The sequence below is a fragment of the Pseudomonas umsongensis genome (assembly GCF_012647205.1).
Classification (GTDB): Bacteria; Pseudomonadota; Gammaproteobacteria; order Pseudomonadales; family Pseudomonadaceae; genus Aquipseudomonas; species Aquipseudomonas umsongensis.
The window spans coordinates 5,665,282-5,686,424 of record NZ_CP051487.1 but is presented as its reverse complement, the minus strand read 5'-3'; the positions used below and the strand labels follow the sequence as shown (position 1 = coordinate 5,686,424).

17 protein-coding genes are annotated in these 21,143 nt (G+C 59.2%); 12 read left to right on the top strand and 5 right to left on the bottom strand.

From position 1 onward, the window contains the following. Positions 1 to 140 precede the first annotated feature (140 nt). From HGP31_RS25620 to HGP31_RS25600, 5 genes are all read left to right on the top strand, one after another. Positions 141 to 629 carry a CS1 type fimbrial major subunit gene (locus HGP31_RS25620; protein WP_168758897.1) on the top strand — a complete coding sequence of 163 codons (489 nt, stop codon included), beginning with the start codon at positions 141 to 143 and terminating at the stop codon, positions 627 to 629. 109 nt (positions 630 to 738) lie between these two features. Then, the gene (locus tag HGP31_RS25615; protein ID WP_033043792.1) at positions 739 to 3,261 is read left to right on the top strand and encodes a TcfC E-set like domain-containing protein; all 2,523 of its coding nucleotides are present in this window, start codon (positions 739 to 741) and stop codon (positions 3,259 to 3,261) included. 37 nt (positions 3,262 to 3,298) lie between these two features. Beyond that, complete coding sequence (locus HGP31_RS25610; protein WP_020797447.1) at positions 3,299 to 4,039, top strand: hypothetical protein; 741 nt, start codon at positions 3,299 to 3,301, stop codon at positions 4,037 to 4,039. Positions 4,040 to 4,042: 3 nt separating this feature from the next. After that, on the top strand, positions 4,043 to 4,543 hold the full coding sequence (locus tag HGP31_RS25605) for a CS1 type fimbrial major subunit (RefSeq protein ID WP_168758896.1): 501 nt from the start codon (positions 4,043 to 4,045) through the stop codon (positions 4,541 to 4,543). Positions 4,544 to 4,573: 30 nt separating this feature from the next. Further along, complete coding sequence (locus tag HGP31_RS25600; RefSeq protein ID WP_168758895.1) at positions 4,574 to 5,791, top strand: hypothetical protein; 1,218 nt, start codon at positions 4,574 to 4,576, stop codon at positions 5,789 to 5,791. A 73-nt stretch (positions 5,792 to 5,864) separates the two neighbouring features. Here HGP31_RS25600 and HGP31_RS25595 read toward each other — a convergent pair whose 3' ends face one another. Beyond that, complete coding sequence (locus HGP31_RS25595; RefSeq protein WP_168758894.1) at positions 5,865 to 8,990, bottom strand: transglycosylase domain-containing protein; 3,126 nt, start codon at positions 8,988 to 8,990, stop codon at positions 5,865 to 5,867. Positions 8,991 to 9,461: 471 nt separating this feature from the next. Between HGP31_RS25595 and HGP31_RS25590 the strand changes: the two genes are divergently transcribed. Beyond that, complete coding sequence (locus HGP31_RS25590) at positions 9,462 to 10,883, top strand: amino acid permease (protein WP_168758893.1); 1,422 nt, start codon at positions 9,462 to 9,464, stop codon at positions 10,881 to 10,883. 137 nt (positions 10,884 to 11,020) lie between these two features. Here HGP31_RS25590 and HGP31_RS25585 read toward each other — a convergent pair whose 3' ends face one another. Continuing rightward, positions 11,021 to 12,148, bottom strand: a complete 1,128-nt coding sequence (locus HGP31_RS25585; protein WP_033045130.1) for an OpgC family protein — start codon at positions 12,146 to 12,148, stop codon at positions 11,021 to 11,023. A gap of 248 nt (positions 12,149 to 12,396) precedes the next feature. On the opposite strand from HGP31_RS25585, the gene HGP31_RS25580 reads away from it, so the two are divergent. From HGP31_RS25580 to HGP31_RS25570, 3 genes are read left to right on the top strand one after another with little or no spacing between them, the layout of a single operon-like run. Continuing rightward, entirely contained in the window at positions 12,397 to 12,771 is a 375-nt protein-coding gene (locus tag HGP31_RS25580) for a GtrA family protein (RefSeq protein ID WP_020800893.1), read from the top strand. Further along, positions 12,768 to 13,709: a glycosyltransferase family 2 protein gene (locus tag HGP31_RS25575; RefSeq protein ID WP_168758892.1), complete on the top strand. Its 942-nt coding sequence runs from the start codon at positions 12,768 to 12,770 to the stop codon at positions 13,707 to 13,709. The genes HGP31_RS25580 and HGP31_RS25575 overlap by 4 nt, the downstream gene beginning before the upstream one ends. Beyond that, a complete protein-coding gene (locus tag HGP31_RS25570) occupies positions 13,710 to 15,218 on the top strand; it encodes a glucosyltransferase domain-containing protein (protein ID WP_168758891.1) in 1,509 nt (502 codons plus the stop codon). A 24-nt stretch (positions 15,219 to 15,242) separates the two neighbouring features. Here HGP31_RS25570 and HGP31_RS25565 read toward each other — a convergent pair whose 3' ends face one another. Both HGP31_RS25565 and HGP31_RS25560 read right to left on the bottom strand, forming a co-directional pair. Further along, positions 15,243 to 16,862, bottom strand: coding sequence for an FMN-binding glutamate synthase family protein (locus HGP31_RS25565; protein WP_168758890.1), 1,620 nt, complete (start codon positions 16,860 to 16,862; stop codon positions 15,243 to 15,245). 109 nt (positions 16,863 to 16,971) lie between these two features. Beyond that, positions 16,972 to 17,775, bottom strand: coding sequence for a helix-turn-helix transcriptional regulator (locus HGP31_RS25560; RefSeq protein WP_168758889.1), 804 nt, complete (start codon positions 17,773 to 17,775; stop codon positions 16,972 to 16,974). Between the two features lie 118 nt (positions 17,776 to 17,893). Here HGP31_RS25560 and HGP31_RS25555 point away from each other — a divergent pair, with 118 nt between their 5' ends. The 3 genes from HGP31_RS25555 (at position 17,894) to HGP31_RS25540 (ending at position 19,996) form a co-directional block, all read left to right on the top strand. Continuing rightward, entirely contained in the window at positions 17,894 to 18,715 is an 822-nt protein-coding gene (locus tag HGP31_RS25555; protein ID WP_168758888.1) for a carbon-nitrogen hydrolase family protein, read from the top strand. 183 nt (positions 18,716 to 18,898) lie between these two features. Next, entirely contained in the window at positions 18,899 to 19,333 is a 435-nt protein-coding gene (locus HGP31_RS25545) for an NUDIX hydrolase (protein ID WP_168758887.1), read from the top strand. A gap of 24 nt (positions 19,334 to 19,357) precedes the next feature. Next, complete coding sequence (locus HGP31_RS25540; protein ID WP_033043244.1) at positions 19,358 to 19,996, top strand: LysE family translocator; 639 nt, start codon at positions 19,358 to 19,360, stop codon at positions 19,994 to 19,996. Positions 19,997 to 20,132: 136 nt separating this feature from the next. Here the strand turns inward: HGP31_RS25540 and metR are convergent, their stop codons facing one another. Then, positions 20,133 to 21,050, bottom strand: a complete 918-nt coding sequence (gene metR / locus HGP31_RS25535) for a transcriptional regulator MetR (protein WP_020800752.1) — start codon at positions 21,048 to 21,050, stop codon at positions 20,133 to 20,135. Positions 21,051 to 21,143: the final 93 nt, after the last annotated feature.

Below are 21,143 nucleotides of genomic sequence, written 5' to 3'. Positions count from 1 at the left end.
TTCGTACTTACTTTCCTAGGATTTTGGTTGATCATTGTTGGCGTCGAAAGTTGAGCAGGAATGCCATCACGCTGGTTGCTGGCACGGTTCATTAAAACTTTCCACAGACCAATCCTTTGAAAAAAAACAGGTACTCAACAATGTTCAAGAAGTTTGCAATCGCCGTCCCGATGACTCTCCTGGCCCTCAGCTCTTCGATGGCGTTCGCTGCGGATGAAGCGCGCTCGTCCATCAACATCAGCGCCTTTATTCCCACCAACACATTCCACGCCCAGCCGGTGAATCCTGAATTCGGTAAAGATGAAAAATTGGCCTACGACGTGGTAAATGAGAAATTGAGCACGCTGCGTGCGACTTACGATATCCGCCACACTCTCGGTTCGGTCAACGCTTATGTGGAAGGTGGTCCGCAACCCCTGCACAACGGCACCAACTTCATCGCACTGACCTACGCCTTCAACGGCGTAACCTTGAGCGGTACATCCCAGGAAGTGGTCAGCGATGCCGCATCCAACGGGGGCATGCGGGCTGATCTGGTGATTACCCCCGCCCAGCCGCTTGTTGCTCAGACAGGTCTTTACACGGCCAGTCCGGTCGTGATCTTCGACGCCGTTCCACGCATCAACTAAGTCGGCCATGACTTAAGGCCCAGCCTTATTCGTTAACACTTACCGGTCGATGGGTAACCAGTGCCTGTCGATCGGGTTTCAACGAATTTATCTTCAGAGTATTTCGTTCATGTTCCCGATGACTCCCATCGCGGCGGCGCTTGCCCTGTGTTTTTGCGCAACTGCCGTGGCCGCGCCCATGGAAAACGGCCACACACCTCGAAGTTTGCTGGCGCAGGCCAAAGGCTTGCCGAAGGGTTTCGAAGAACACTTCTTCGATGTGCCGATGGCGGTGCGCGTGGAACTTGACCAACAGTTTCTTGGTGAAGCGATGATTGTGCTGACGCGCGACGATCGCGTCACTTTGGTTAACTTCGTCGATGTCAGCGACAGCACCATCAAGCCCAGTGAGCGCGACACCTGGGCTAACTATCTGAAGCAGGGCGTAGCCTTGGGCGGCTGTCAGGCGAAATGCCCCGAGCAGCTGTTGGCTGTGCATTACAGCCTTGAAAATTCCCTGGTGTCGATCCTCACGGAAAACGCCGAGCGTGACGGTGAGGTACAGCGTTACTACAACCTGCCGGAGCACGGCAGCACCGGGTTGATCATACGCAACCAGTTGAACCTCAATGGCGGTCAGAATCAGGACCTTGGCGGACGCTACGGCCTGGACGCCAGCAGCAGCCTGGGCAACTGGACCCAGGCGGTCAACTTGCAACTGTCTCGACTCGGTGGCCTGGACAACAAGCTCTACCACGCCGTGTACGAACTCTTCACTCAACGCGAACTGGAAGGCAACTTCCTGCGCCTGGGTTATTTCACGCCGACTTCCGAAGGCTTGACCCGTCAGCCCCGCGCCTTTGGCATCAGCCCCGACACCGCGCTGGGGGTGATGTACGGCAGCTCCGACAGCCTGGCCATCAACAACCCGAAACCGGCGGTGTACCCCATCTATGTCACCGCCAATCGACAGGGTTCGGTGGAGATTTACCGCGACGGTTTGCTGATCAACACCCAGGCCGTGCCAGCAGGGTTGCAGACCCTCGATACGCGTGCGCTGCCGGGCGGCATCTATGAAGTGGAAGTGCGCCTGATCGAAGACGGCCAAATCACTTCCAGCACCCAGGAACTGGTCTACAAACCGAGCAACTGGCGCAACCATGAGGAGCGCTGGCGCTACAACCTGTTTGCGGGTCGCGAATCGAAGTTGCTCAGCAACTGGGAGGAGCAGCACGATGGCGACATGACCGCCGGTGCGGCGTTTAACTACCTGTTTCACCCACGCGTAATCCTCGGCCTGAACGCTCGCCAGGTGCGCGACTCGCTGCAATACGGCACCTCGGTGGACTGGGCCATCGTCAATAACGCCAGCCTGTTCGCCAACGTCTACAAGACTCAAGACTACGGCACCGGCCTCGATGTACAGGGCCTTTATTCCTACGGCAGCGGCAGTCTCGTCGCCAGTCACACCCGCAGCTGGCTCGACACCACTCGGCTCTACGACACCTTGCCCGATGGCACGCGGGTGCGGCAGCGCAATGTGTTCGTCGGCCAAACCAGCAATTCGTCGCTGTCGATCAATCACCGAGTCACCACTAAAAGCTCAATCAACGCCCGGGTGTCCCACAGTGAAGGCAACATCAACGGCACGGGCGTGGACCTGGGCTGGAGCCAGCGCACTCAACTGTTTGGCAGTGACGCCAATTGGCGCCTGTCGCTGTTCGATCGGCCGGGCAGCGTGAGTTCGGGAGACGACCGCAATCGCGGCATCGACTTGAGTGTGAATATCGCGTTGGGCGGTCCCGGTGAACAGATTTCCGGCAGCATTGGCACCCGCACCGCGAGGGAAGGCGGGCGCGATAACAATGCCTCGATCACCTATCGCAAAACCCTGCAGGACCATGTGCTGCAAAGCGTCTCCGCCTCGGCCATCACCGATACCTATGGCATCGGCTTGAATGCCATGGCGACCATGAGTTCGGACCTGGTCAATGGCGACGGCTTCATCCAGCGTTCGTCCTTCAACAACGACCTCACCGGCGGCTTGAACCTCGAAAGCACCGTGGCCGTCGGCGGGCAAAAAATGGTCATGACCAGCCAATACCACCGCAACGGTGCCGGGATGATCATCGACGTGGAGTCGGACATCGAGGACATCGCCTTGCGCGCCGATGATTTGAGCGGCGGCAGCGCGATACTCAAGCCAGGGCGCAATTTCGTGCCGATCACCGCCTACAAAAGTAGCTCGGTCAGTTTCGATTTCGAGGGTAACCACGTTCCCGCAGCCACCATCCAGCCGGCTCGTTCCAGCTATCACCTGAACAAAGGGGGGGTGGAATATCGCCAGGTGAAAGTGATGAGAACCCTGACCGTGCTCGGTCGCTTGATCGACCCGCAGGGCAACCCGCTCAAGGGCCACCACATCATCAACCACGCCAGTCGCGGGGTGAGTGAAGTGGACGGCTTCTTCTCCATGGAAATGAACGCCGGCTCACCGACCCTGGAGGTGCGCCACGGCAACCAGTTGCTGTGCCAGTTCCGTCTCGACCCGAGCGATGGCCGCACGGAAAACAACGTGCTGATGATCGGCGATCTGCGTTGCACGCCGGATACGTTGGCGGATGCGACGTTCAAGGCTCGAACTGCGGGTTAACCCCCGGCAAACCGGATTAATTAACGAGGTAGGGACGATGAAACGTCTGTTGGTATTAGTTGGTTTTTGTTTGTTCACCCAAACGGCTCACGCTAGCCCGAGCATCAATATCGGTACCGTCTACGACTATCTGGACGGAGATAAAAGCACCTTCCTGAAACGTGTGTTCAATGGCGGCGACAGTACGGCATTCGTCAAGGTCAACATCCTCGAGATTCTCTACGACGCCGATGGCAAGTCGCAGGAAGTACCGCTTCAATCCAATGCCGATGGCAGCTCCCGCGACGGCTTGATGGCCAGCCCGGCGCGGTTGATCGTGCCGGCCAACGGCATGCAGGGCACGCGTTTGCTGTACATGGGCGAGCGTGACCGGGAGCGGTATTTCAGGGTGCGTTTTGTACCGGTGGTGCCGGAGAAGGAAGACGCGTTCGCGCTGTCCAGCGAAGAACAGGAAGACTACAAAAAGTCGCTGTCCGCCGGTGTCACCGTGCTGGCAGGTTATGGCGCGGTGTTTTTCGTGCGGCCCAAGGAAACACGCTTTGACAGCGCGGTTGAAAACGCCACAAGCACCTATCGGATCCGCAACAACGGCAACTCCGTTGTGGTGATCGATGAGTTCAAGGACTGCGCGGTCAAAAACGATCAGGACTGCCAGCCCACGACCAAGCATCACATCCTCGCAGGTCGCACTTTTGAGTTCGAAAAGCAGGCCGGTCGCGAATACCGCTTCACCTTGGTCGAAGGTGAACGCAGCAAAAATCTCGACGTGAAGGGCTGACCCATGAACAGGAAACTGATCCAGGTCTTGTTGTCGGCCGCCGTGATGGGGGCGAGCGCGGGTGCCTTCGCCGCCCGGGAAGAGCACACCTTCGACGTGTTCGTGACCATTCCGACCCCGGCGTTTTACGTCATCCCCTCAGACCCGGGCTGGATTCATCGCGAGCAGCAACTGCCGTGGAGGCTGGCGACGTCGACACTGGGCAGCCTGCGCAAGTACTTCGATGTGAAGAATGTTGCAGGCTCGATTGAAGCGCGGCTTGACGGCCGACCCTATCTGTCTAACGGCACCGATGCCGATGACATCGCCTTGCGTGTGCTGTTCAACGGCAAATTGTTGAGCGAGCACGAGAGCGGCGAAGTGGTGTCCCTGACCGATGCAGCACCCGGAAAACGCGTGTTGCTGGAAATTCTCCCGATGCCGCCTGCCAACGGGGTTTACAAGCCCGGCAGGTACTTTGGCAGCGTCAACATGGTTTTTAATGCGGTGTTGCCCGATGCTTGATCCCGAGCCTGGAAAAGGAGTGCAGTAATTATGGAAAAGCTCAGAAAAATCATCCCGCTGAGCGGTGTGGTATTGGCGTGTGCGTTCATGCAATCCGCCATCGCGGCCACCGTTGATATGACCGCAGTGTTCCGTCCCGATCCGGCGAACCCGATGAAAAATGCCTTTATCAATACAACGCCTCAGGGCGGATATTGCGGGGACCATCCTGAATACTGCGAAGACGGCGTTTTCAGTATTGCGTTGCCCATTCGCTTCAGGTCGATAGGGCTGATTCAGGCGATGCATGAGCAACGTAAGGGCGCCATGTTCAAGGTACCGTCGTCATGGAAGGACCTGACGGTCATTCACGATGGCACCGGTGAAACCGAGACGGTAAGAATGCGTGTTAACGGCATCGGCGCTGCTTACAGAATTAAAAGCCCGCTTCCCGTAGGTGTCTGGGACAGTTCGTGGGTCAATGCGCCATCGCCGTGTCGTTACGGCGGGGTAGGCTACGGCAATGCCACGTACTATGCGTTTTTTTGGAGAGTGCCGGCCGACGCGGGTGTCTGTGCCAAGCAGGCCTACAAGGACATTACTGAAGACTACCAGTTCGCTTACGAGAACACCGGGTTCACCTACGAACTGATCACGCCTAACCCACTCAAGATGTCGGCAGGCACCTATAGGGGGGTCTTGAACTACTCGGTCGGGCCCCAACAGGATTTCGACATGGGCGATTTGATGTTGCCTGACGACAACCTCATAACGCTCAACTTCGCTTTGAATGTCGAGCACACCTTGAAGGTGGATATCCCCCCTGGCGGCAACCAAGTGGAGCTCGTTCCGCCGGGAGGCTGGCAGTCCTGGCTGACCCAGGGGCGCAAACCAACCCGGTTGTTTCGCGATCAAACCTTCAACATTTCCTCGTCTAGCCGTTTCAAGATGCAGCTTCAGTGCGAAATCACCGGACTTTTCGATTGCATGATTCGCGACCCCGTTTCCAAGCGAGCCGCCGTGGTGCAACTGAGCGTCAGCTTGCCCAACGGCTTGACGGATCTCAGTGGTCAACCGGTCACTCGTCGTCCTTTGCATGTCGGACAGGTGAACGCCCAGGAATTCAAACCCGGCTTTTATGTAGATCGTGCGCCCGGCACCCTGCATTTCGAAGTTGCACCTTATTACGTGGACTACATGATCAAGGCAGGCGAAGCTTCCAAATTCAGGGGCAATATCACCGTGATCTGGGATTCCGAAGTGGGATAGATAACGCGTGCCCTGAAGGCGTGACGGCCTTCAGGGCGAGGTCTGCCAAAAATAACCGAATGACCACCCGCGATCAGCGTCGGGCGACTTCAACAGGCAGGCATTCGGTGTGACTTCCCGGTTGCAGGTACGGCGTCAGGATCGGTGCCATGCCTTTGAGCACTTGCACCGGCAACGCCGAGGTGAACTTGAACGCTTCGGCCGAGCGCCCCGGCACGAAGGCGGTCAGGGTGCCGAAATGGGTGTCGCCGATGTAGAACACGAAGGTCGCCGTCCGGTTGATCGACTTCGAGCTAAGAATCCGGCCGCCCGAACCGATGGCTTCGATGCGGTTGTCGCCGGTGCCGGTCTTGCCGCCCATGGCCAGCGGCTTGCCGTCTGGCGTGGTGAAGCTACCGGCGACGCGCTTGGCCGTACCGGCGTCCACCACCTGTGACAAGGCTTCGCGCATGGCCTTGGCAACCTCGGACGGCATCACCCGTTTGCCGACGTCCGGGTCATTGATCAGTTTGGTTTCATAGGGCGTGTTCGCTGCGAAGTGCAGGCTGTCGATGCGCAACGTCGGCATGCGCACACCGTCGTTGAGGATGGTGCCGATCAGCTCGGCCAGTGCGGCCGGACGGTCGCCGGAGCTACCGATGGCGGTGGCCAGCGAAGGCACCAGGTGATCGAACGGATAGCCCACTTGCTGCCAGCGCTGGTGAATGTCGAGGAAGGCTTCGATCTCCAGGATGGTGCGGATGCGGTTGTCGCGCGCGCCCTTGTGACGACTCTTGAACAGCCAGCTATAGACTTCCTGGCGCTCGAACTGGCTGGCTTTGACGATGTCCTTGAACGTGGCGTCCGGGTGGGTTAGCAAATAGCCCATCAGCCACAGGTCCAGCGGGTGGACCTTGGCAATGAAGCCCTGGTCGGGCAAGTCATAGGTGCCGGGGCCATAGGCGAGGTACAGGCGTTCGAGGCGCTCGTCAGTGAGTTTTTCCTTGTCGATGCTGGATTTTTCGCCGGTGAGGTGCGAGCGCACAAAGGTGTTGAAGCTCTGCTGGCTGGCCTGCGGCAGCAGGTAGCGGTGCACGGCGGCCAGGCGGATCGGGGTCGGGCGCATGCTGTCGAGGAAGGTCTCGAGCCGCGCCTGGGTGTCCTTGTTCTTGTATTTTTTCCAGAACTTGAGCAGGAACGACGTGCCCTCGCGGTCGGCAAACGAAGCCAGGTATTCCTGGCGGCGAGGGTCGCGGTCGTCCTTGAGCAATTCGGCCCGGTTGTTGGGGCCGGAGTACGTGGTGTAGCGCACCAGGTCGCGCATCAGGCGAATGAACGGCAGGTTGATCGACTCCCGCAGGGCGTCGCGCAGGGTCGGGTTGCGACCATTGTCTTCCTTGCGGAAGTTATTGAACGTGTGCAAGCCGCCACCGGTGAAAAATGCTTCGCCGGGGCTGGCGGAATACTTGCGATCCAGCGCGGCGCCGAGCATGGGTTGCAGGCTGTGGTCTTTGTTCTGGATCAGGTAATCGACCACCCAGCGGCTCAGGCGATCCTGTTCCGGTATCTCGACTTTCTTCAGGTCCGGGACGGACATCTCGCCGTATTTGTCATGCAACTCGGCAATGATCTGCAGGTAAGTGGTGAGCACGCGCATTTTCGCCGTGGAGCCCAGTTCCAGCTTGCTGCCTTCATTGATGTCGAACGGTTGATCGGTGCTGTCGGTTTGGACCCGCACCCGTGAGCCATCCGGTGTCAGCTCGAACAGTGTGAAGCTGTAGCGCACCTGGGTGGTGCTGGTGGGGGTCAGCAAGCGTTCGCCCATCAGGCCGATTTCAGCGGCATAGGCCGGGTCGGCCAGGCGTTTGAGATAGGCTGTGGCCTGGGTTTGCAGCTCGCCTTGCAGGGTGCTGGTGGCCGAGAGGTCAAGCCGATCGAGATCGTACAATGGACGATTGAGCAACCCGGCCAGGCGGCTGCGGGCCACGCTGATGCCCTTGTTGGTTTCGATTGGTTGAATGGTCGGTTGGGTCGCCCAGTCGCGATACGTGACTTTGCTGGCCAGGGCCGCGGCGGCAAAGGGCGCATCGATCACGCCGTTTTGTGCCAGCAAACGAATGTGACTGTCGGTGAGGTCGGCCAGTTCAACGTGGCCTTTGGTCAAGTAATGGGACGGGCGGCGCTGGGCAATCATCAACGACAGCATCTCGCGCAGGGCCAGGCCTTTTTCCGCCATGCTTTTTGGATCCGTGGCGTCGCTCGCCAGGGTTTCGTTGGCCTTGTTGAAGTCGGCGCCATACCACACGCGCAAACCTTCGGCCATGCCATGCACTTCACCGTGGCCCGGCACCGCCGACAGCGGCACGCTATTGAGGTAGTCGCGCACCACGTTCTGCCGAGCCTTGAGCGTTTGCGGGCCATCCTGGTAGGCGCGCACGGTGGCGGAAATCATCTGGCGAATTTTTTCCCCACCCGAGACGGTCAACCCATCGGGTGAATGTCGATACTTCTCAAGTTGCGTGGCCAGGGTACTGCCACCCGCCGATTGACCGGGCAGGTGCAGCATCTTGGCGACTTGGGTATACGCCGCCATGCCGAACCGTGGCCAGTCCACCGCCGGGTTGGCGAGGGGCTGGCTAGGGTCGAGCAAAAAGCGGTTTTCGATGAACAGCAAGCTGTTGACCACCACCGGCGGGATCGCCTCGAAGCTGGAATAGAGCTGTTGCGGATACTTGTATTGGTACAAGGGGTTGGCGCGGCAATCGGTGATTGACAGCCCAGCCTGGATTTTCTCCGCATAAGGCACGAACAGGCCCTTGTCTGTGTAGTCCATCAAAGCCTTGGAAAACCGGGTCTGGGCAGAAATGACGTAGTCACGCTTGATAAGGCGTGGCAGAAATTCGTCCAGCGAGCTGTAACCCAGGCGCAGGTCGAATGGGCCCGCGCCAGGGTAGTGAATGGCGTCGCTGGGACCGGGTTTGAGTTCATAACTCAGGGTCTTGGCAAACTTGCTGACCTCCCTGGCTTGAAACCTCGAGGTACGCATTTCCTTGGCCGCCGCCAGACCCACGACAATCGCAATGATTACTAACAAAAGCCAAAACGCTTTCCAGCCGTGCTTGACGCGACTGCGAGGGGGTTTTTCAGGTATTGGCGCTTCATCCACAGGTTCAGTCTGGACCACGGTTGTACTCGAATCGGTTTGCTGTAAAGCGCCCATAGTCGATTGATCCATTCACGCAGATTGATCGGACTTGTCTGAAGCTTAGTAGGCGCTGCCGCAGGCTGCGATCTTTTGATCTTGTCTTTTAAAAGCAAATCAAAAGATCGCAGCCTGCGGCAGCTCCTACAGGGTTGATCCAGAGCCCTCGAGAGGTTTAGCGGGGCATGACGACGCACCAATACCGTGCAATACTCGCCGCCGTTTCAAAAAGCGAAAATTCCTACAAGACCCAGATAATCCATCTCCGTGGATACCGCTTTCGCCGAGATTTACACCTGATTTTTGTGGTTTATAGAGTGAAAATCTCTGTCGCGAGCTTTTTATACTGCACCCCCCGCTGATCTCGCAGGTTTCGGACTGCAAGACGGTTCTGCCCACGAAGCAGAGTCGGTCAAGGCAGGCGATGGCTTATCGGTCAACGCTTCGCCACTCGGTGGATATATCCAATAACAATACGAGGTTGTACCCATGCCCGTAGGCAATCACCTGCCCCACGGCGAGACCGCTCAGGGCGGCCCGCTCAAACGTGAACTCGGCGAACGGCATATTCGCTTGATGGCACTCGGTGCCTGTATCGGCGTCGGTCTGTTTCTGGGTTCGGCCAAGGCCATTGAAATGGCTGGCCCGGCCATCATGCTGTCCTACATCATCGGCGGCCTGGCCATCCTGGTGATCATGCGTGCGCTCGGCGAGATGGCCGTGCACAACCCGGTCGCCGGCTCGTTCAGCCGTTACGCCCAAGACTACCTCGGCCCGCTGGCGGGCTTCCTGACCGGTTGGAACTACTGGTTCCTGTGGCTGGTGACCTGTGTCGCGGAAATCACAGCCGTGGCGGTGTACATGGGCGTCTGGTTCCCTGATGTGCCGCGCTGGATATGGGCACTGGCGGCATTGGTCAGCATGGGTTCGATCAACCTGATTGCGGTGAAAGCTTTCGGTGAGTTCGAGTTCTGGTTCGCCTTGATCAAGATCGTCACCATCATTGCGATGGTGTTCGGTGGCATCGGCATCATCGCATTCGGCTTCGGCAACGATGGCGTGGCCCTGGGGATTTCCAATCTCTGGACCCACGGCGGCTTCATGCCAAACGGTGTGCAGGGCGTGTTGATGTCCCTGCAAATGGTCATGTTCGCCTACCTCGGCGTGGAAATGATCGGCCTGACCGCCGGTGAAGCGAAGAACCCGCAGAAGACCATTCCCAGCGCCATCGGCTCGGTGTTCTGGCGGATCCTGCTGTTCTACGTCGGTGCGCTGTTCGTGATCCTGTCGATCTACCCGTGGAACGAAATCGGTACCCAGGGCAGTCCGTTCGTGATGACTTTCGAGCGTCTGGGCATCAAAACTGCGGCGGGCATCATCAACTTCGTGGTGATCACGGCTGCGCTGTCGTCCTGTAACGGCGGTATCTTCAGCACCGGGCGCATGCTCTACAGCCTGGCGCAGAACGGGCAGGCCCCGGCCGGCTTTGCCAAGACTTCCAGCAATGGTGTGCCGCGTCGCGCCTTGCTGCTGTCGATTGGCGCCCTGCTGCTGGGCGTGTTGCTCAACTACCTGGTGCCTGAGAAGGTGTTTGTCTGGGTGACGGCGATTGCCACCTTCGGCGCGATCTGGACCTGGGTGATGATCCTCCTGGCCCAGCTCAAGTTCCGCCAAGGCCTGAGCGCCAGCGAGCGAGCCGGCCTCAAGTACCGCATGTGGCTGTACCCGATCAGCTCTTACCTGGCTCTGGCATTCCTTGTGCTGGTGGTCGGCTTGATGGCGTATTTCCCGGACACGCGCGTGGCCCTGTATGTGGGGCCTGCGTTCCTGGTGATGCTGACAGTATTGTTCTACGTGTTCAAGCTGCAACCGACCAATATCGCGCAGGGTGCGGTGCGTTCGGCTTCGTAAATCGTAACGCCTGAAATGCAAAAGCCCCGATCGAATTGATCGGGGCTTTTTTTCATCCTGTAGGAGCCGGCTTGCCGGCGAAGGCGTCCTTGGGCATTGCGCCGCACTTTCGGGTGCCTTCGCTGGCAAGCCAGCTCCTACAAGGCGGCTACCGCCGAAGCCGGTCGATTCAAGCGCTTGTTGAACTCAAGCCACGCCCCCAGCAACGCCATCAACCCGGCCCCCACCAACGCGGTAAAAATCTGCATGGCGAACGCATCGTCGGTCAGCGCATTGAGCATGTCCGCCAGAGGCGCCAGCAACACGCCCAGGCAGAAAATCTCCAACGAAAAACGCCCCATGCGACAGCTCTGCTGCGCCAGCCAGTTTTGCGTCCAGCCGGTGTTGGGCAACAGTTTCGCGGTGACGTAGGCCAACGCCAGGAAGTGCAGCAGACGCACAGGCGACAGGTTGGTCTTACTGATCGGGTACAGCAGATTGCCCAGGCTGGCGGGCATCAGGGCGTCGTGGACTTGAGGCCAGCGCCAGGCGATGGTCAGCACCGCGGCGATTACGCAATACACCGCCGCCATCATGAACAACGGCTGGCGCACCAGCGGCCGGGTATCGGGCACGCGAGGGCGTTGAGCATGCATCGCCGCCGCACCGCCAAGGACAAACAGCAGTTGCCAGGCCACGGGGTTGAAGTACCAGACGCCATCCTTGATCGCTGCCAGGTTCCAGCCGAACAACGGCACCGTCATGTACAGCGCAAAGGACACCGCCACCACCGGCCAGGCCTTGCGTACCAATATCGGCAGCACCAGCGGCAAGCCCGCCAGCAGCACGATATACAGCGGCAGCGGGTCCATCAGGTTCGGTTTGAAACGCAGCAACAACTCATCGATCAGGGCCTGCTGAGGGTCGCTGATGAAATGATGCATGCCCATTTCTTCCACAAGGTCGCGGGTTTCCACGTGGCTGTTGGCGAAAAATACAATGCCCATCAGCATTGCCAGCAGGAAGATGTGCACCACATAGAGCACCCAGGCGCGGCGCAGGATTTTCACACAGGCGATCAAAAAGCCTTCGCGCGCCAGGACTTTGCCGTAGGCCAGTACGGCCGCGTAACCGGCGAGGAACACGAAGACTTCGGCGGCATCGCTGAACCCGAAGTTGCGCAGCGTGATTTGACCCAAAGGGTTGTGGGGCACGTGATCCCAGAAAATGAAGATCAGTGCCAGGCCGCGAAAAAAATCGATCCGGTGATCGCGCGCTAGCGTCATGACGTCAGGCTCGTAGACAGGTATTGAACAAAGGATTAGCCAAAGGCGCAAAAAGTTGCGCGCCACATATTGGCGGCGCGCAGGGTGGACTGATTCGCCGGCAATTGCAAAGGCGGGGTATTTCGGAATGTCTCCTGCCCTGATTGCAAGTCCTGACCGCTGGTCTGAAAGGTTGGCCGACCTGCGATTTCTGACAGTAGACAAGCTCAAATACCTGTGTATTCAGCGTTCTGTCGCAGGAGCGTTACATGAGGCTTTCATGCAAAGGCTTGTCCAGCTACACGGTGATTGGCGTTGCGAACACGCTGATTCACTGGCAGATCTTTTTTCTATTGAGCGTGGCTGCCGGCTTCACGCAAGCGGCCAGTAACCTGGCGGCCTTTTGCGTGGCGGCCTCGTTTTCCTTTTATATGAACGCGCTCTATACCTTTGACGCCAAGGCGTCGGTAGGCGGCTACCTGTCGTTCATGCTGGCGATGGGTGCGCTCAGCTTCGGCGTCGGTCATGCCGGCGATGTCTGGCGCTTGCATGGCCTGCTGACCGTGGCGTTGTTTTCCGGCCTGAGCCTGGTACTGGGTTTCCTGTTTTCCAAATACGTGGTGTTTCGTGAGCGTGATTCATGAAGGTTTCGCTTATCGTCCCGGTGTTCAACGAAGAACAGGCGATCAACCTGTTTTACCAGGCGGTACGACGTGAGTTGAAACTCGACGGTGCCGAGGTCGAGATCGTGTTTATCAATGACGGCAGCACCGATGGCACCGCCGCACAGGCCGCGGCCCTGGCGCAGGTGGACGAACAGGTGATGCTGATCAATTTCTCGCGCAATTTCGGCAAGGAACCGGCGCTGTTTGCCGGGCTGGAATATGCCAGCGGCGATGCGGTCATCCCGATGGACGTCGACCTGCAGGACCCGATCAGTGTCATCCCGCTGTTGATCGAACAATGGCAACAAGGCGCGGACGTGGTTCTGGCCAAGCGCCGCGACCGCACCTCCGACAGTTACTTGAAGCGCCACAGCGCGGCGCTGTTCTATCACCTGTTGAATCGAATTTCCTACACCCGGATCGAAGAGAACGTCGGTGATTTCCGGCTCATGGACCGCAAGGTGGTGGACGTGATCCGGACCTTGCCCGAGCATCAACTGTTCATGAAAGGCGTGTTGTCCTGGGCCGGGTTCAACACGGTGGTGGTGGAATACGAGCGGGCCGAGCGTGTGGCAGGCAGTAGCAAGTTCAACGTCTGGAAATTGTGGAACCTGGCACTGGAGGGTGTGACGTCGTTCAGCACCGTGCCGCTGCGCCTGTGGACTTACGTCGGCGGCGGGATTTCGATTTTTGCGGTGCTCTACGCGGTGTACATGGTGCTGGACAAGATTTTCTTTGGGAACAGCGTGCCCGGTTACCCCTCGTTGATGACTGCTATCCTGTTTCTCGGCGGTGTGCAGCTGATCGGCATCGGTATCCTCGGCGAATACGTCGGCCGGATCTACATCGAAGCCAAGCACCGGCCGCGCTATGTGATCAAGGACATCGTTGGCGGCAAAGACAGGCGCAAACCCTAAATGGGCAGGTTCAGCGATTTCTTCATCAAGGAACTCACTCGCCGCCAGGCCTGGCTGTTTTTTCTGTTCGCAACCTTTGTGTATGTCCTGCCGCTGATCCTCGCGGATTTTCCCTACATCGATGACAACTGGCGTTCGCTCTCGGCCGGTATGGCCTGGGCAAAGGAAGGGCGATTGTTCGCCGAGTTGTTCTACAAAGCGCTGACCTTCAGCAACGGCGCGCCGAACATCTTTCCCCTGCCGCTGTTGATCGCCACCCTGGTCATGTCCTGGGCACTGACCAGCCTGACCTTTCATCACTTCCGCCAACCGACCGTTGCCTGTTGCCTGGTGCTGTTGCCGCTCTGGTACAACCCGTTCTTCCTGCAAAACCTGACCTATCAATACGACGGTCCGGTCATGACACTGAGCGTGGTGGCGGTGATCTACGCCATCACGTTTCATCACCCTTCACGTATTTTGCAATGGCTGGTGCCTTCCTTCCTGATCGCGCTGGCGCTGGGCTTGTATCAAGTCAGCATCAATGTGTTTCTTGGCCTGTGCTGTCTGGAAGTGCTCAGGGCAGTCAATGAGCAAGTGGCCTGGGAGCGGTGGGGCGGCTTGATCGGCTGGAGGATCGCCCAGCTGCTTCTCGGCTGGCTGATTTACTGCGTCAGTGCATTTCCCTTCATGGGACAGGACCGCACGTTGCTGCTCAACGGGGGAACGCAGCCTTTGCTGCAAATCCACATGAACATCGCGCGAGTGCTGGAAAAAGTCGTGCTGCTGTTCCATGGCGGATTTTCCTGGGTGTCTGCCGGGTTGTTGCTGTGCGCCGTTGCCGGCGCTGTTTGTCTGGCATTGGAGATTATCAAGCGTAAGGACAGCGGATCGAAGAAGCTCCTGATCGGCCTGCTGTGTCTTCTGTCCGTACCGGTTGTGGTGTTATTGGTGTCCGGTGTCGCGCTGTTCTTTCGCGACTTCAACGAAGGCGCCAGGACCTTGATGGGGTTTGCGGTGTTACTGGTGCTGCTGTTCTTTTTGAGTCATCTGGCGCTGGCAATGCTGCATGACCGCCTGCCGCTGCTGTTGCTGGTACCGCTGCTGGCCATGCTGTCGTTGTCGTTTGCCTATGGCCGGGTCCTGACGGTGCAGAAAACCTTCGCCAGCAGTGCGCTGAATAGCCTTGAACGCGACATTGTCAGCCATCAACCCTTGCGTGAGGCCAAACGCATCTACATGTCGGTGACCTATTCCGATCACTGGCTGCTGGGAGCCGCGGGTTCGTTCAAGCAACTGCCGGTGTTGCATTATCTCCTGAACGTCGACTTCTACATGCTGGCTGAAAACCTGCCGAAAGTGGGCATCACCAACGTGGTCGCGGAGAAGGAGCGACGCAACGCGACACGGGTGGGTTATCTAGACTACACACCGCTGGTGGAAAGCCAGTTCTACCGGATTTACCTGATTGGCGATTACGGCTTCATCGTCATGAAGGAGCCGGCCCCGATCAAATCGCTGCGTTGGTGACGCGCAATGTCGGGGCCGCGAAGGTCAGGCCGCCGCCACCTCATTGGGCTCGAAACTGTCCGCCCGTGCCATCTGCCACATCCGCGAGTAGAACTCGCCATTGATTTCACCGGTCAGCAACTCTCCTGGTTTAAGGAACACATGCAGCTGCGAGAACAGTTTGATCTCGGTCGCCGACATGCGCCGTACCAAGTGCTTGGCCGACAGCTGCGATGGGTGTTCAAGGCCCGCGGCGGCGAGCATCTCGGCCAGGCCCTTGAGGGTGTTGCGATGGAAGTTGTACACGCGTTGGGCCTTGTCCGGTACCACCAGCGCGCGCTGTCGCAACGTATCCTGGGTGGCGACGCCGGTCGGGCATTTGTTGGTGTGGCAGCTTTGCGACTGGATGCAGCCGATGGCGAACATGAACCCGCGCGCCGAGTTGGCCCAGTCGGCGCCGATGGCCAGCACGCTGGCGATATCGAACGCGCTGACGATCTTGCCGCTGGCGCCGAGCTTGATTTTGTCCCTCAGGTTCAATCCCACCAGGGTGTTGTGCACGAACAACAAACCTTCGCGCATCGGCACGCCGATGTGGTCGGTGAATTCCACGGGCGCGGCACCGGTGCCACCTTCCTTGCCGTCGACGATGATGAAGTCCGGGAGAATGCCGGTCTCCAACATGGCCTTGGCGATGCCCATGAACTCCCACGGATGCCCCAGGCAGAATTTGAAGCCCACCGGTTTACCGCCGGACAACTCGCGCAATTGCTGGATGAAATGCATCAGCTCTATCGGCGTGGAAAACGCGCTGTGGCGTGACGGCGAGATGCAGTCTTCGCCCATCAGAATGCCGCGGGTGTCGGCGATCTCCCGAGTGACCTTGTGCTTGGGCAGGATCCCGCCATGGCCCGGCTTGGCGCCCTGGCTCATCTTGATTTCGATCATCCGCACTTGAGGTGTTCGTGCTTGAGCGGCGAAGCGTTCCGGGTCGAAGCGCCCGTCGGCCGTGCGGCAACCGAAATATCCGCTGCCCAGCTCCCACGTCAGATCGCCGCCGTGTTCGCGGTGATAGGGGCTGATGCTGCCTTCACCGGTGTCATGGGCGAAGTTGCCGAGCTTGGCGCCCTGGTTCAGCGCGCGGATGGCGTTGGCGCTGAGCGAGCCGAAGCTCATGGCCGAGATGTTGAACACCGACGCCGAATACGGCTGGGTGCACTGCGGGCCGCCGACGGTGACGCGGAAACCGCTGGGGTCGCTCAAGGGGGCGGGACGCATCGAGTGGCCGATGAATTCAAAGCCGGACTGGTACACGTCGATCAAGGTACCGAATGGTTTGTCGGCACTCTCATTCTTGGCGCGGGAATAGACCAGCGAACGCTGGGCGCGGGAAAAGGGCAGGGCGTCGCTGTCGGATTCGAGCAGGTATTGACGGATTTCCGGGCGAATCGCTTCGACCAGGTAACGGATGTTGCCCAGGATCGGGTAATTGCGGCGCACCGCGTGGGGGCTTTGCAGTAGATCGAAAATGCCGATCAGGCTGAGGATGCCGGTAACGACAGTGATTGGCCAGAGCCAGTCGTGATCGAGGAAGGGCAGGCTGGCGAGGGTGAAAATTACGCAGACGGCAAAGAAGGCGTAGCGGCTCAGGAGTGACAGGCTCATACGGTTTCCTTGGGTTCGGACTCGGTTTTTAAAGATCGCAGCCTTCGGCAGCTCCTACAGGTGGGTGCATGGCTTGCCTTTTTAGGCGCTGCCGAAGGCTGCGATCTTTTCAGGCGTTTTGTGCCTGGAGAAAAATCGAAAACAGCTCGGACTGGGACTTGATCCCCAGCTTGCTGTACATGTGTTTCTTATGGACTTTCACGGTCTCGATCGAGATTTCCAGTTTGCGGGCGATTTCCTTGCTGGAGCAGCCGCTGAGCATCAAGCGCCCGACATCCAGCTCCCGGGCGGTCAATTGTGCGCCCATGAGTTGCTGCACCGAAGCTTCCAGTTGCACGCGCCAGTCGCCTTGTACCGGCGCGGGGGCAGAGGCCGCCAGCACTTCGTTGGTCTCGTAGGGCATGCGCTGGCGCAACAACCCGAGCACCCAGGGCTGGATCAGCGAAAGCAGGGCAATCTGCTGCGCACTGAAGCGTTGCTGGCTGCCCAGTGACAGGCACAAGGTGCGATCGCCCTCCAGTTGGCAATTAAACTGTATTTCGTCGGCCACGACATTCACACGAAAGTATCGTTGATAGTACTCGGTGAGTTCGAACTGCTCCGGCGCGACTTCCGACAGGCGATACAAACCGCTGCGCGACTGCTCGCGGCAGGCGATATAGAACGGGTCGAGCAGGTACAGGCCGCGCAGGTAATCCTGGAACAGCGGGTCGGGGCTGGCGTCAATGCCTGGGCATTCAGCAAACACCTGTGGGTGCTGGTCGGCGCTGAACAGCAAGGCCACCCAGCTATCGCAGGGCACGTATTGATCCAGCAAGCGCACCAACTGCGTCCAGAAATTGGGCTTGTCCAAGGCATCGATCAATTGCCCGACCGAGCGGTGCCAGGCGATGTCGTCCAACGCGAGTGTCATGCCTCTACCCCTATCGTGTTACCCCGGCGGCGTGATTTTCGACCGCGTGCTTGCTGCGCATACTGGCGCACACACAACGACCGGGCAATCTTTCCGGCGTTCAGAACAAGGACTCCCCATGAAAGTCGAACTCGCCCAATTGGCGGGCCGTGACAATGACACGGCTTACAACCTCGAACGTGCCCTGGCGGCGATCAACGCCTGCGCTGCCGATACGCAACTGATCATGTTCCCGGAAAGCCACCTGATGGGCTTCCCGTGCACGGAGTCCGTGGCCGAGGTTGCCGAACCGCTGGAGGGCCCGACCGTCAGTGCGATTGTCGCAGCCGCCCGTGATCGCAACATTGCCGTGGTCATCGGCACCAGCGAGCGCGACAACGGCCGGTTCTACAACACTACGTTGCTGATTACCCCCGAGGGTATCGCCCTCAAGTATCGCAAGACGCACCTGTGGCCGTCGGAGCGTGGCGTGTATGAGGCCGGTGATCGCTTCGCCACCTGCCTGTGGAACGGGGTGCGAGTTGGTTTGCTGATCTGCTACGACATCGAGTTCCCGGAAACCGCACGCGCCCTGGCGCAACTGGATGCCGAATTGTTATTGGTGACCAATGGCAACATGGACCCCTACGGTCCCACTCACCGCACGGCGATCATGGCCCGAGCCCAGGAAAACCAGGCGTTTGCACTGATGGTCAACCGGGTGGAAGAGGGCGATGGCGGTGTGTTGTTTGCTGGCGGCAGTGCGTTGGTCGATCCCTTGGGCACGCTGTTGTTCGAGGCCGGGCGCGACGAGGGGCAGTTTGCACTGGAGCTGGACCTGGAGCGGTTGACGGCGGCGCGTCGGGATTATCGATACCTGGAGGATCAGCGGCTGAAGTTGCCAGGGGAATTGGTCGAACATGCTTGTGGATTGCGGGAGCTGATGATTCCTGCGCGTTAACTGATCGTTCCCACGCTCTGCGTGGGAATGCATCAACGGACGCTCTGCGTTCGGCTTTTGATTTGGGACGCGGAGCGTCCCGGGCTGCATTCCCACGCGGAGCGTGGGAACGATCAACCGACTCCTACACAATCGGTGGCGGACATGTGATCCTTGGCGCTTTTGAGTCAAAGGCCTTTGTTCATGTCGACGTTTGCTGCCCAATCTTGCGGACTTATCCACATCGCCGCCGCCCTGTTGATCGGCCCGGACGGCCGTACGCTGCTGGTGCGCAAGCGCGGCACCCAGGCATTCATGCAACCGGGCGGCAAGATCGAGGCCCATGAGCAACCGGCCAGCGCACTGGCCCGGGAGCTGGAAGAGGAGTTGGGGCTGGTCATCGATCCGACGCAAGCCACTTTCCTCGGGCAGTTCTCGGCCCCTGCCGCCAATGAACCGGGTTTTGTCGTACAGGCCGAACTGTTTCTGCTGACCATCGACACCGATGTGTCCCCGGCCGCCGAGATCGAAGAGGTGCTCTGGATTGATCCGGGTACCGACGGTGGTGTCGTTCTGGCGCCATTGACACGGGACCTGATCCTGCCGTTTTATCGAGCTTCGCTGACCGCGACCGCCTGATCATTTACGCAAAGGACTTCGCCCATGATCCCGCTTCAAGACCTGCTGATTTTCGCCGCTGCCGCGTTGTTGATGGTGCTGACACCGGGGCCGAACATGATCTACCTGATCTCCCGTTCGATCTGCCAGGGCCGCAAGGCTGGGGTCACTTCGTTGCTCGGCGTGGTCGCGGGTTTCTTTGTGCATCTGTTCGCCGCCGCGGCCGGGTTGACCGCCGTGTTCCTGGCGGTGCCGATGGCCTACGAAGTGTTGAAGTGGGCCGGCGCACTGTACCTGTTGTGGCTCGCCTGGCAGGCGGTCAAGCCGGGAGCGCGTTCGCCGTTCGAAGCGCAACAACTACCACCGGATTCGTCGCGCAAGTTGATCACCATGGGTTTTCTCACCAGCGCCCTGAATCCGAAGATTGCGGTGTTCTACCTGTCGGTGTTTCCGCAATTCATCACCCCTGAGCACGGTTCGGTGTTCACTCAAAGTATCGTCCTGGGCCTGACCCAGATCAGCGTCAGTTTCTGCGTGAACCTGATGATCGCCCTGTTCGCGTCGGGCATCGCGTCATGGTTTATCAGCAATCCGACCTGGCTGGCATTGCAGCGTTATTTCATGGGCTTTGTGTTGTCGGCACTGGCGTTGCGCTTGATGCTCGAGCAAAAACGGATGGCTTGAGCAGCTTTTGTGGCGAGGGGACTTGTCCCCGTTGGGCTGCGAAGCGGCCCTGATACCCACGAGCAATGTTTGTCTGAAAAATTGCAGGGGAGTGCTTTGCACTCCAGCGGGGACAAGTCCCCTCGCCACAAGGCGGTTAACGAACCGCGCTAACCCCATCCAGCGTCGAAAACGACGTGTCCTTGGCCGTCAGCAAGAAGTCCCGCATGTACGGCGCATCGAGCATGTCGGCCCGGATTGCCGCATACAGCGTCGCAAACAGGCCTTTCTCGCCCAGGCGCTTGGCCTTCACGTAGCCCCGTGAGCTGTATTCATGCAGCGCCCAATGGGGCATGCCGCACACGCCGCGCCCGCTGGCCACCAGTTGCATCATCATCACCGTCAGTTCCGAGGTGCGGACCTGGGCCGGTTCGACGTCGGCCGGTTCCAGGAAGCGCGTGAAGATATCCAGCCGGTCACGTTCCACCGGATAGGTGATCAGGGTTTCGCTGAGCAAGTCTTGCGGGACGATGTAGGCCTTGCTGGCCAGGCGGTGCTGGTTCGCCACCGCGAGCATCGCTTCATAGGTAAACAGTGGCACATAGGTGATCCCTACCAGCTCCACCGGGTCGGACGTCACCACCAGGTCCAGGTCGCCACGGGCCAAGGCGGGCAGCGGGGCGAAGGAGAAGCCCGAGGCCAGGTCCAGCTCGACTTCCGGCCAGGCGTCGCGGAACTGGTCGATGGTCGGCATCAGCCACTGGAAACAACTGTGGCACTCGATGGCCATGTGCAAGCGCCCCGCGGTGCCACCGGCCAGCCGCGCGATGTCGCGCTCGGCGGCGCGCAGCAGCGGCAAGGTGGCGTCGGCCAGTTGCAGCAGGCGCAAGCCGGCACTGGTGAAACGCACCGGCTTGGTCTTGCGCACGAACAACGGCATGCCCATGCGTTCTTCAAGTTCCTTGAACTGATGGGACAGCGCCGACTGCGTCAGGTGCAGGCGGTCGGCTGCATCCACCAGGCTATCGGCTTCGCGCAAGGCGTGCAGGGTCTTCAGGTGACGGATTTCAAGCACCGTGGGGCTCCATGAGAAAAACTTGTGATCAACACGAAAAGGTTGAGTTTGTCTCATGATGGCTTCGCTGTCGACAATAGCGCCATCTTTTAC